Source organism: uncultured Campylobacter sp. (assembly GCF_938018035.1).
Lineage (GTDB): Bacteria > Campylobacterota > Campylobacteria > Campylobacterales > Campylobacteraceae > Campylobacter_B.
This window is the reverse complement of the sequence record NZ_CALIJF010000203.1, coordinates 1-11,080: the sequence shown is the minus strand read 5'-3', so window position 1 is coordinate 11,080 and position 11,080 is coordinate 1. Positions and strand designations below refer to the sequence as shown.

At 47.6% G+C, this 11,080-nt stretch carries 12 protein-coding genes and 1 pseudogene; 4 read left to right on the top strand and 9 right to left on the bottom strand.

From position 1 onward, the window contains the following. Positions 1–37 precede the first annotated feature (37 nt). On the top strand, positions 38–1,066 hold the full coding sequence (locus Q0257_RS06335) for a DUF3137 domain-containing protein (RefSeq protein WP_298023020.1): 1,029 nt from the start codon (positions 38–40) through the stop codon (positions 1,064–1,066). Between the two features lie 383 nt (positions 1,067–1,449). Here Q0257_RS06335 and Q0257_RS06330 read toward each other — a convergent pair whose 3' ends face one another. The 3 genes from Q0257_RS06330 to Q0257_RS06320 all read right to left on the bottom strand — a co-directional run bounded on the left by Q0257_RS06330 (position 1,450) and on the right by Q0257_RS06320 (position 4,904). Continuing rightward, on the bottom strand, positions 1,450–2,445 hold the full coding sequence (locus Q0257_RS06330) for a hypothetical protein (RefSeq protein WP_298023017.1): 996 nt from the start codon (positions 2,443–2,445) through the stop codon (positions 1,450–1,452). Positions 2,446–2,636: 191 nt separating this feature from the next. Beyond that, the gene (locus tag Q0257_RS06325) at positions 2,637–4,151 is read right to left on the bottom strand and encodes a hypothetical protein (protein ID WP_298023014.1); all 1,515 of its coding nucleotides are present in this window, start codon (positions 4,149–4,151) and stop codon (positions 2,637–2,639) included. A gap of 33 nt (positions 4,152–4,184) precedes the next feature. Further along, positions 4,185–4,904 carry a TerC family protein gene (locus tag Q0257_RS06320; RefSeq protein ID WP_177389392.1) on the bottom strand — a complete coding sequence of 240 codons (720 nt, stop codon included), beginning with the start codon at positions 4,902–4,904 and terminating at the stop codon, positions 4,185–4,187. Between the two features lie 224 nt (positions 4,905–5,128). On the opposite strand from Q0257_RS06320, the gene Q0257_RS06315 reads away from it, so the two are divergent. Further along, positions 5,129–5,896, top strand: a complete 768-nt coding sequence (locus Q0257_RS06315) for a hypothetical protein (RefSeq protein ID WP_298023011.1) — start codon at positions 5,129–5,131, stop codon at positions 5,894–5,896. A gap of 514 nt (positions 5,897–6,410) precedes the next feature. Here the strand turns inward: Q0257_RS06315 and Q0257_RS06310 are convergent. The 6 genes from Q0257_RS06310 to Q0257_RS06285 all read right to left on the bottom strand — a co-directional run bounded on the left by Q0257_RS06310 (position 6,411) and on the right by Q0257_RS06285 (position 10,085). Beyond that, positions 6,411–6,974, bottom strand: a complete 564-nt coding sequence (locus tag Q0257_RS06310) for a ribonuclease HII (RefSeq protein WP_298023008.1) — start codon at positions 6,972–6,974, stop codon at positions 6,411–6,413. Next, positions 6,971–7,396: an RDD family protein gene (locus Q0257_RS06305; RefSeq protein WP_298023005.1), complete on the bottom strand. Its 426-nt coding sequence runs from the start codon at positions 7,394–7,396 to the stop codon at positions 6,971–6,973. Before Q0257_RS06305 ends, Q0257_RS06310 begins: the two co-directional genes overlap by 4 nt. Positions 7,397–7,499: 103 nt before the next feature. Beyond that, entirely contained in the window at positions 7,500–8,111 is a 612-nt protein-coding gene (gene pyrE / locus Q0257_RS06300) for an orotate phosphoribosyltransferase (RefSeq protein WP_298023001.1), read from the bottom strand. Between the two features lie 3 nt (positions 8,112–8,114). Beyond that, positions 8,115–8,672 carry a ribosome recycling factor gene (frr, locus tag Q0257_RS06295; RefSeq protein ID WP_297880081.1) on the bottom strand — a complete coding sequence of 186 codons (558 nt, stop codon included), beginning with the start codon at positions 8,670–8,672 and terminating at the stop codon, positions 8,115–8,117. Between the two features lie 101 nt (positions 8,673–8,773). Then, positions 8,774–9,295, bottom strand: a complete 522-nt coding sequence (gene secG / locus Q0257_RS06290) for a preprotein translocase subunit SecG (protein ID WP_298022998.1) — start codon at positions 9,293–9,295, stop codon at positions 8,774–8,776. Between the two features lie 94 nt (positions 9,296–9,389). Further along, complete coding sequence (locus Q0257_RS06285; protein ID WP_005870935.1) at positions 9,390–10,085, bottom strand: Bax inhibitor-1/YccA family protein; 696 nt, start codon at positions 10,083–10,085, stop codon at positions 9,390–9,392. 131 nt (positions 10,086–10,216) lie between these two features. Between Q0257_RS06285 and Q0257_RS06280 the strand changes: the two genes are divergently transcribed. Together Q0257_RS06280 and Q0257_RS06275 are read left to right on the top strand one after the other, a co-directional pair. Next, a complete protein-coding gene (locus Q0257_RS06280) occupies positions 10,217–10,885 on the top strand; it encodes a carbonic anhydrase (protein WP_297943776.1) in 669 nt (222 codons plus the stop codon). After that, positions 10,851–11,080: pseudogene (locus tag Q0257_RS06275) on the top strand (mechanosensitive ion channel family protein); the annotation flags it as partial. The gene Q0257_RS06280 and the pseudogene Q0257_RS06275, both read left to right, overlap by 35 nt.

Genomic DNA, 11,080 nt, shown 5'->3' with positions numbered 1-11,080 from the left:
TAGCGCCATAATCGGATTTAAATTTTAGGAGGGGCGATTGAGTGCGAGCGAGCTAGAGCAGATCAGACTGGGGCTTTTGTATAAGGCGAAAAGAAATACGATCTTCGCAGCGGCGTGCATGCTCGGCTACGGCGTGTTTTTGTTATACAAGCTACGCGACGGAGGAGGCATGGCGGATTTGTTGCCGTTTATCGGATTATTCGCGGTTGTTCTTATAGTAGCCGTTTTGTGCGATCAGGCCTCCATAAAAGCTACGATAATCCAAGCCGCGGGTCTTTTTATAATATGCCTATTTCTAGTTGATTTACAAAATCGCCCTACGATTTCCAAATATATCTTACTCGCGATTATAACTTTAATCTTGGCTGCTTCGAGCTTGTTTGTATTGTTTAGAGACTTTAAGCAAGACTACTCGGTAAAATTTCGGCGCGCTTTTAAAGAGCACTATTTAATGCCCTATTTTAAGACATTCGGCTACCGATATGAAATTTCAGGCGATATCGATCCTGCTAAACTCAAGCTCTCTGGGCTATTTTTTCGACTAGACAGATACCTAGGCGGCAACGACAGGGTCTCGGGCGTTTATGACGGCGTGAGGTTTGCATTTTGCGATGTGAAATTGTTTAATAGAATTTTGGAAAGTGAAATCCTCGGCACCTTTTTCTACGCGGAATTTCACAAACGCATAAGCGCCAAAACCATGATCTTTCCCGCTTGCGCCGGCGCGCCGAACACCCTCGGGCTAAAGAGGATCGATATGGACGATGCGGAGTTTAACGCCGCCTTCGCCGTGTATTGCGAGGACGCGGCGGGCGCGATGTATATTCTAACGCCCGCCTTTATGCGGAGGCTCTTGCGCTTCGCAGGCGCCGTAGCCGCGCCCGTTAGCCTTAGCTTCGCAGATAGCAAAATTTATATTTTCGTAAATACGGGCTGCGATAATTTCGAGCCCGACATAGACGAAAGTGTGCTGCGTCGTGATCCTGCCGCACTAATCAAGCGCGAGCTTTCGCACTTTTTGGCGATCGTAAAAAACCTAAAACTAAACGAAAGAATTTGGAGCTAGCGGACGGGCGGCTCGCCGCAGCTTTGCGTGTCACAGCCTCGCGCACTATAGCTTCACGCTCCGTGCTGCGACCTCACGCGCCTTAAAATTTGAAATTTTAAAATTCTGCTTTTTGATTTCGCGCTTTAGAATTTTAAGGCGCGTAAAATCCCGCACGTTTTGAAATTTGAAATTTTAATCCACGCCGAGGAATTCTGCACCGCAAAATTTAAAATTATGAAATTAAAATTCCGTGCCTTGAAATTATACGCTTTAAAATTTAGAATTTTAAAATTCCGCGGCCGAAATCTTATATGCCTAAAATTTGAAATTTCGCCGCGCCTTTAAATTTACAACCCAAAAGCCTTAAAATTTAGCGCACCCGCCAAGTATCGCAGTACCCATCAAAGCCCCTGCGCGCTAGAGGGCGCGACTAACTCCCCTATAATTTTACCGGGCTCGCAATGAATTATTTTACTCTCTATCGTAAATTTTTCGCCGTCAAATTTAAAGTATTGATATTCATCGACAAGCTCGCCGTCCGGGTATTTATCGCTATATTTTACCTTAAGAGCGCCCAGTATGCCGTTTTCAAAGGTCAAAAACGTCCTTTTAGCGTATTTATTCTTTATCTCGTCACTGCCGTCTAAATATGAGAAAAAATCATATTCTACGCCGAATCGAGCGGAGTCGTGCGGCACCAAAGAGCTCCTTTTAGAGCAGTCGCAATCTCCGCCGCATGAACGGACGTAGTGGAATATATTCGCTAGGTTTATACCCGCTTCGCTTGCTTCTACCGCCCAAAATTCGTCGTTTGTGAGCTTAGTAGAGCCCTTTGATGCTCCGTAAATAAGATATAGATTTTCTTTAACTTTAAAAATTTTTATCACTCGCTCGCCGCCCCATGCGGTACCGACTGCCCAATCGCCGCAGGCGCAATCCCGCCTGCCGCCAAGAACGCATTCTTGCATCTGCTGCGCACCTTTGTCTGCAAAATCCATAATGAAATTTTGCCCGCCGCTTGCGTATTGATATGCTACGTAGCTCGCGCCCATTGTGCCGCCGGTGCTGATATCTACCGAATATGCCCGAAACTTGCCGTCCTGCGAGATCGCCATATTCGGGGCGAACCTCAAGGATTTTAAAATTTGCGGAGCGCTCTCGCCCGCGCTTTGCAAAAACTCCATAAACGCAGCCCTTAACCTAACGATGCTCTCGCAAGGCGTACCATCGGGGCGATGCCCGGCTTCGTCGATTTCTTTCAGCGCCGCGTCTAAATTTGCCGTTAAAATTTCTAGGTTTTGATCCTTTTGAGCGCTGTTTACACCTTCTGCCAAAGCGGGCGCTGCCTCGGCGAACATGAAGCTTAATAAGCACAAAAACGAGATTAAAATTTTCAAGTCGCATCCTTTAAATCTTTGATTTTCGCTAGATTATAGCGCAAATTTGCGCCGCGCGAGATTTGGATTTAGAATTTGCGCCCTCAATTTAAAATACAAATCCGCTCGCTACGGAATTCTGCAAAAATTGCGAAATTTGAAATTCCTTGAAGTTGCAAAATTCCGCGAGGTTGTCGCTTGAAATTCTCCCTTCAAAGCATAAGGCTAAGCAGCAGCAAAAATCCGATGAAGCTTAGGGCGTTGCCGAAGGAGCCGCCGATGTGATCGCCGAGCCGCGTCAGCACGAGCGCGCCGCCTAGACGCAGACCTATTTGTAGCGCCACGCTCGCGATAAAATCTATCACGCGCCGAAGTCCGCTGCGCGTATCGCCTAGCTTCATGCCGCGACTTTGATTCCAAATCCCGCTTACGCGGTAGTCTTTGTAGCGGGCGCGAAGAATATCACCGTTTTGCAGCTCAAAGCTCTGCGAGGCGTCCTTCGCCTTGGCGGGTGCCGCGGCTTCGGCGGAGCGGGCGGAATTTGTAGAATTTGCTGCGTTGGCAGAATTTACAAAACTTGCGGAATTTGCTGATTTCGCAAAATTCTTAACGCTCGCAGAATTTGTGGAATTTTCTGCGTCTAAATTCTTAAATTTCATGCAATTTTCGCCGTCCGCAAGCTCCGCTAAATTTTGATCTGTGAGTATCCCGTCGGAAACGATCTGCAGCTTACTATCGCCCGATAAATATACTCCGTCCAGCGCGAAGCCATAGTAATAAACGTCGCCACTTTGCAGCACGCGCACGCCGCTAGCATAGCCCTCCGCTTCGCCGCTTCGCTTGGGCTCTTTGGAGTGCGCGAGAGCCGCAAATATGCGTCCGAACTTCGCGGCGCGCCAGTCTCTTCGCATAAACTTAAAGCTGCAATATGCAAAAGGCGCGAGGACGGGCAGGGCTATCGCCACCGCAGGATCGCTCTTTTCAAAAATAAAGATTATGCAGTAGATGCTCATCGCGACTAGCGCTACGCCGAAGGCTGCGAATATCGCGGCGAGTGCCGTGCTGCCGGCGTCCTTCCAGCGCTGCGCGCCTAGGCTTAGATTAACGAAATCTAGCGGAGATGCGGCGGGGTCTGCCGAAGCGCCGTCACAGCTCTCGCGAGTAGAATTTAAAGAGGTGGAGCCGCTTAAATCTTTGCAATTCAAACTCGAAGTATAAAGTTCCGTATTAGCGTTCGCCTGCTCGTTAAAGCCTTCGCGGATCAGGCTCAAAGCGGCGGAATTTATACCGCTGCGATCTTTGCCCACTAAATCAGATACCACAGAATTTTGGCGCGCACTTGCCGCCGTATCGCTATATGCGTCGCAGTCTGAACTTGCGGCAGTGAAATTTCCGCTACTTGAAACTTCGCAGTTATGGCGCTCTGCGGAATTTTCGCCGCTTAAATCGGCGCCGTTTAAAGCGCTTCGGCTAGAATTTGAGCCCCTCAAAGCCTCCCCGTCGGAATTTGAGCTTGAAGTCTCATATATCACCGCCAGCTCGTCGCCCTCGCGTATCGGCAGATAAAGCCCGCCGCGCCTTAAGTCCAAATTCCCCGCAAAGCGCAAGCCCTCCAGCGTAAAGCTAAATTTCGCCGTGCCTACAGCCGCGTGCTCAAGCTTCAAATCCCTAGCCGTGCCGCGAGTAAGCTTGATCTGCCGCAGCGAAAGAAATTTAGCAAAGCCCATTCGCGCCTTTCAGATCTCGCAAAATTCCTCCGATCATTTCGCGGCGGATTTTTTGCGGATCTGGATATTGATGAGCTCCACTAGTAGCGAAAACGCCATCGAGAAGTAGATGTAGCCCTTAGGTATGTGAAAGCCTAGGCCGTCGGCGATCAGCGAGACGCCCACTAGGATCAAAAATGCAAGCGCTAAAATTTTGATCGTCGGGTTTGCGTCCACAAAGCGCGCGATCGCGCCGCTAGCGAGCATCATCACGCCCACGGCGATGATGACTGCGAGGATCATAACGGGCAGGTGCTGCGCCATGCCCACGGCGGTGATGACGCTGTCGAGCGAAAAGATGATGTCCAAAACGGCGATCTGCACGAGCGTGCCGCCGAAGCTTGCCTTGCCGCTGCTAGCGCTATGCTCGTGTGCCTCGCCCGTGGCGCTGGAGTGGATCTCGAGCGTGGATTTGACGAGCAGAAACAATCCACCGCCGATCAGCACGAGATCGCGTCCGCTAAAATCGCGCGCAAGCACGCTAAATAGTGGCTTAGTTAGCCCCATGATCCAGCTTAAGCTAAGAAGTAGCAGTATGCGCGTGAACATTGCAAGCGCGAGCCCCATTATACGGGCGCGTCCGCGCTGCGCCTCGGGCAGGCGGCCGCACAAAATCGCGATAAAGATGATATTGTCGATGCCAAGCACGATCTCAAGCCCCGTGAGCGTCGCCAGGCTGATCCATGCCTCGGGTGAGGCGATCCATTCAAACATCGGTTTCCTTTGGGTGAAAATTTAAGCCGTGATGATAGCGAAAGTTTGGTTAAAATTTCTAAATTTTACCGCCTTTGCGCGCGAAACAGCGCGGGGAATTTCGTAGATTAAGAACGTAGAATTTTGGCAGCGAAATTTTAAAATTTAAGCTCTAAATTTACCCGTTTTTAAGCAGGGAGGGGGGTAGCATTATTTTCTAAAAAATTCACCTCAAGGAGTTAAAGATGAAATATGTGCTAAGCGCCGTGCTGGCGGCATTTATTTTAACAGGATGTGGCGAGGACGAAGTAGAGCTCGTGAAAAACTATACTTTGCCTGATTTCAAGTCGATGAGTATCGGCACGGCGATCGAGGGCTCGAAAATGTGTAAAAATATCACGTGGAGCAGAGAGGAAAACGGCGGATTAAAGACGGTTAAGATGGTCTGCGACTTGGATATGGAGCGCATGAAAGCAAAGATAGTGCAAGATAAAACCGAGAGCCTTAAATCTTATAAACAAAGAGCGTTGGATACATCTTTAAATAATGCTATGATTTATTACAAAAGTAAGGTCTATGATGAGCAAGGCCTGCTTAAGCTAGCAAAAGAACACTGCAAACTCAATGAGGTAAAATTCCAAGAAACATTTAAAACTAAAGGCAAAATAGAATTCGACGATGAAGACAAGATAGTTGATTGTGACGATAAATTAAAAGGGGAATTTCAAAAAGAATATAGCGTTGATTATATTATAGAATATCTTAAGAGAGCCGTCTATTACTCGCAGCTAACAGTAGAGCAATATGATGCAGTTTTTGGACGCAAAAAAGTAGAGTATCCATCAAAAGCTGCTATTGAGCTAAATTTTATCGTGAATGCCGATAAAAGCATAAGTTTGTCGGATAAATTTATAGTGACCGAAGATGTTGCCGATGATATTATTAAAACAAGTTCGTTCACTGGTAAAAGGGTGGCAGAAGACGCTTTAGTAATTTTCTACGAAAGAAAATAAGCACCTCATCTCTCGGCTAAATTTGATGAAATTTTAAAATTTAGCCGAGTTTTTATATCAAAATTTCATTCAAAATTTTACCCGCGGTTTTAAATTTAAAACGCAATACCTTCTCGTCGTCAAGGCTAAATTTAAATTTTAGCTTTATTGCGGCGTACGGGCTAAATTTTCGCTGCGCGGAATTTTAAAATTTATTCGGGCGCGGATAAGCTAGCGAGCCGAGCTCGCAGTTTTAGATAAAATTCCGACCTTGTACGGGCTCTTACGAGATATGAAAGCGCAGTTAAAATTCCTGCAAGCAGCGCAAGAGTAGACCATAGCCGCGAGCGTGAGCTATTAAATTTCTTGCTAGCTAGGCAAAAAGCGGATTCCGCCCACCAAAACTAGCGATTGTTGTATCGGCTAAAATCGGCGTGCTTTGCATTCAAATATGAATTTTGGCGCCGTTTGCCGACGGAGTATCAATCGAAATCGGCGGTTTTTGCCTCGCCGATCAAGCAAGCTTGCTGCCGCATTAATCAAACAGCGAGGGTTGCAGCGATTTGATCTTGTAGCTTGCACGGTGAAAAGGCGTGAGCCCGTACCGCTCGATCGCCGCGATGTGTGCGCGCGAGCCGTAGCCTTTGTTTTGTGCGAAGCCGTATTGCGGGTAGTGCTGCGCGAGCTCATACATCGTGCGGTCGCGCGTGACCTTGGCGAGGATGCTTGCCGCGCTTACTTCGGCGATTTGCGCGTCGGCCTTTACGAGCGTCTGAAGTCCGCGTACGCCGAAGTTTGCGTTGCCGTCGTAAATGATCTGTCCGCTAAAACCCGCAAAATACGCGAGAATCTGCTCAAGCGCCAATCTTAGACATGCGCTGAGTCCGATCTCATCGACCTGTGCGCTTGAAATTTCGACGATTTTGTAGCGCGAGTTTTCGATGATCTGAGCGTAAAGCTCCTCGCGCCGCTTCTCGCTTAGCTTTTTGCTATCGGCAAGTCCCGCGATCTCGCGCTGTAGCACGCAGCCCGCGACGCAAAGCGGTCCTGCAAGACATCCGCGCCCTGCCTCGTCGATGCCGCAAATCTGCCCGCTCACTGCGCGTCCTTTCGCACGACGGGTGCTGTCCCGCTTAGCAGGTCGTGTAAGTTCAGCCTGTCTTTGCGAAAAAAGCAGATCAAAAGCCCGATGACGCTAAAGCCCGCAAATACGAAGCAAGCAAAGCGCGCTAAGGCTCTAAAAAAGCTTACTTTGCGTCCGCTGCGAACGTCGATGAGGTAAAGTCCTGCGAGCTTATAGCCCGGCGTCTGAGCGCTGCGAGCATAAAATACCGCACAAATCGCGCCGTAAGCAAGCCATATAAGCGTGATTGCGGCTTGGTTACACCACAGAGCCTCTTTCGAGCCCAAGACGAGATAGGTAACGCCGTAGAATAGGGGCATCGCGATGATGAAAAGATCGACGATTAAGGCCTTTATGCGCAGAAAAATCGGCGAAATTTTAGCTTTTTGTTTTGCCATTTTGATCCGTTTTGGATTAAATTTTAAAATTCCGGCGCGCTAAATTTAGAGCCTAGAGGATAAAATTTAATCTCGTTGCGGTTTCTTAGCAGCAAATCGGCGCCTAGTTTCCGCGACTGCCGGGCTTGATCGCCTTGCTTCCGGTAGCACAAAGCGGGCAGGTTGCGGGCTCGTAAATTTCAAACTCGAAATTGCCTAGCGCAAAAAACGGCTTATCCGCGGGCAGCTTGGCGCCAGCCTTTGCACTGCTGCCCGCTAAATTTGCGACCTTGCAAAATCCGCGATTGGCAAGCGCGGCAAAGCCCACGACCTCGCCGCCTAGGTTTTCGATGAGCCTTGCGCTCTCAAGAGCTGAGCCGCCCGTAGTGATGATGTCCTCGCAGACGATAAATTTCTCGCCCTTATGTACTTCAAAGCCACGGCGCAGGCTCATTACGCGATCTACGCGCTCGGTAAATATAAAGCGCTTTTTTGCCGCGCGAGCTAGCTCGTAGCCCGCTAAAATTCCTCCCAGCGCGGGCGAGCAGACACTATCAAACTCTACGCCTGCTTTTTCTATGATTGTGGCAAGCTCGTCCGCGAGCTGTCCCGCGAGCTGCGGATCTTCAAGCACTTTGGCACTTTGCAGATAGAATTCCGAGTGGTTGCCGCTTGAAAGCAGAAAATGCCCTCGCAGATATGCGCCGCAGTCGCGATAGATTTTTTCTATATTCACAGCTCAAACCTTCAAAAGCTCGGCTTCTTTAGCCTTGACTGCGTCGTCGATCTTGGCGGAGTAAGAGTCAGTGATCTTTTGCACCTCGTCGTAGCCCTTTTTAGCGTCGTCTTCGGAGATCGCTTTGTCTTTTTCGAGCTTTTTGATTTCGTCGTTAGCGTCTTTGCGGACGTTGCGAATGCCGATTTTGGCCTTCTCGCCCATCGCTTTGGCCTTTTTTGCATTTTCTTGGCGTTGCTCGACCGTCATCGGCGGGAAAAAGAGCTTCACGCTCTCGCCGTCATTAGTTGGGTTTACGCCTATATTCGCCGCTGCGATCGCGCTTTCGATCGCCTTTAGCATCGGCTTTTCCCACGGTGTGATCGAGATCGTTACCGCATCGGTCGAAAGGACGGTCGCGACCTGATTTAGCGGAGTCTGCGAGCCGTAATAATCCACGAAAATATGATCTAGGATCGCCACGCTCACTTTACCGGTGCGTAGCGTCGTAAAGTCCTTTTTCAAAGCCTCGATAGCTCGATCGCCGTTTGCTCTTTGCTCTTTGTAGATAGCTTCTAGCATTCAAATCCTTTAAATAAAATTTGCGAAATTATAGCGTTAAAAAAATAAGAATAGCATTTAAAAGCGCGGATTTTGCGCTTTTAAATTTTAAAATTTAGAGTTTATTTGGTTGCGTTTTGATCTGCAGAAGCGGCGCTGGCATTGGTATCACTTGATGCTTGCAACTGGGCAGGCGCGCTAGCTGCGGCGGTATCGGTAGCAGGAGCTGCGGGTGCTTCGATTTTCGTATCCGTCGCATTGGTCTCGCCGCTAATTATAGAATTTGACTCAGTGCTTGCCGGAGCGAAATTAGGCTTTGCACCAGAAGCTGGGATGGATGGCACGTCAGGGACAGCGTTTGGCACGGATTTAGTAGCATTTGCTTCGATCTTTACGCGATCGACTACGGAAGATTTAGCATCTTGCTGATAGAAATACGCAAGCACCAGTGTATTTATCACGAATAAAATTCCCATAAATGCCGTAAATTTAGCTAAAAACCCCGCCGGACCCTTCGCTCCGAATAAGCTTTCGTTGCTTCCGCTGTATGCGCCAAGCCCAATAGAAGAGCTCTTTTGCAGCAGAACGGAGATCGTAATTATCACGGCGAAGACGACTTGTAAAACCAAAAATAACGTAGTCACTATAAAACCTTTTGAAAAAATTGAATTTGCGATTATAATAAAAGATTTATAAATTTTAAGTTAAGAGTGCACCGCACGAAGCGGTGCGTAAAATTTAGTCTCTGCTTGCGCCGAAAATTCTTAGCAGCGAAAGGAAGAGGTTGTAGATGTTTAGATACATATCTACGGCAGCCATTATCGGTGAAGTGTAGGTGCCGTTTATAATATTTTTAGTATCGTAGATGATATACATCGAAAAGATTAAAGCCGAAAAAGCTGAAATCGCTATATCAAGCACGGTGCTTTTGAAAAAGAAGTAGTTCAAAAGGCTTAGCACGATAATAGCCACAAGCGATACCAATAGCGGCTTGCCCCAAGAGTCGAAATTTGTCTTTGTATTCATCGCATAAACGGTAAGAGCACCGAAAGTAATCGCCGTAGCCACAAACGCATGCGTTACCACGTCTCCAGCGCCTGCTGCGATATAAATAGCGATCAATTTACCTAGAGTAAGACCGGTAATAAAGGTAAATGCAAAAAGCAAAACCAGCGCAATCGTGTTGGCGCCGCGATTTACAGCTGCTTGCATACCGAAGATCAGCCCCATTAAAAGCACTAGATATAAAAATGGATGAATAGCCAAGCTCACGCCGAAACTCATCGCCACAAAAGCCCCTGCCGCTGCAGCTATCATCGAAGCGGTTAGAAGCGCGTAGGTTTGTTTAATGGTCTGAGAGATTCGTCCTTGTTCCAGTGACGCGTCCGATAGCTCGTAGCCGTCCGCGTAATTTCGTCTGTCGTATAGACTCATATCTTTCTCCTTCTTTTGATTTATGAGCGGGGAGTTTAGCGAAAATTTGGTAAATATATAATTAAAAATTCCCAGAATTCTATCTATTTATGAAAGTAATATATAATTCCCGACTTTTTTAAGGAGAAAGTATGCCCAGCCAGTTAATAAATGGAGCTATTAAATTTATGGAAGAAAATTTTGCCGAGCATGCCGAGCTTTTCGGAAGTCTGGCAAATCATCAAAAGCCCCACACGCTTTTTATCGGCTGCTCCGACTCGCGAGTGGTGCCGAGCCTAATTACCTCGACGCTTCCAGGAGAGCTTTTCGTCGTGCGAAATATCGCAAACGTCGTTCCTCCATACCGAATTAGCGAGGAATTTTTGGCGACTACCTCAGCGATTGAATACGCGCTATATTCGCTAAATATCAAAAATATCATCGTTTGCGGGCACAGCAACTGCGGCGGCTGCGCTGCGCTGTTTTACGATGCTAAAAAGCTCGAAAAAATTCCAAACGTAAGGCGCTGGCTAAATTTAATGCAGCCTGTAAAAGACGAGGTCGAAAAGCTCAAAGATCTCGGCGCCGACAAGCGCGAGTGGATCACCGAGCGGCTAAATATTATAAATTCCATGCAAAATTTACTTAGCTTTCCTGGCATCAAAGACGCCTATAAAAACGGCGAGATTAAAATTTACGGCTGGCACTACGTCATCGAAACGGGCGAGCTATTCAACTACGACGACGAAGGCGCGCATTTTACGCTATTAAATAAGGGAATGGATTATGAAAAAATCTATAATCAGCTTTTTAACGATTAGTCTTTTTAGCGCTGCTTTAGCGTTTGCAGACCTCAACACGACCGGTGAGGGAAGCTTTGTAGAGACGAATTCTTCTACTCCAGAGGCAAATCTTACTTTAGAAAACAACAAAACCGAGATCAAAAAAGAGGTCGCTAAAATTTTATCCAAATCCCTTGGTGCGGAGGATGGCAATAAAACTGAAGTAATAAATAT

What these genes read in the sequence shown, in the direction of transcription:
- Q0257_RS06325 (WP_298023014.1), bottom strand. Translation starts at nt 4,151, where the DNA reads ATGGGCTTTGCTAAATTTCTTTCGCTGCGGCAGATCAAGCTTACTCGC.
- Q0257_RS06320 (WP_177389392.1), bottom strand. Translation starts at nt 4,904, where the DNA reads ATGTTTGAATGGATCGCCTCACCCGAGGCATGGATCAGCCTGGCGACG.
- Q0257_RS06315 (WP_298023011.1), top strand. Translation starts at nt 5,129, where the DNA reads ATGAAATATGTGCTAAGCGCCGTGCTGGCGGCATTTATTTTAACAGGA.
- Q0257_RS06305 (WP_298023005.1), bottom strand. Translation starts at nt 7,396, where the DNA reads ATGGCAAAACAAAAAGCTAAAATTTCGCCGATTTTTCTGCGCATAAAG.
- frr (WP_297880081.1), bottom strand. Translation starts at nt 8,672, where the DNA reads ATGCTAGAAGCTATCTACAAAGAGCAAAGAGCAAACGGCGATCGAGCT.
- Q0257_RS06285 (WP_005870935.1), bottom strand. Translation starts at nt 10,085, where the DNA reads ATGAGTCTATACGACAGACGAAATTACGCGGACGGCTACGAGCTATCG.
- Q0257_RS06280 (WP_297943776.1), top strand. Translation starts at nt 10,217, where the DNA reads ATGCCCAGCCAGTTAATAAATGGAGCTATTAAATTTATGGAAGAAAAT.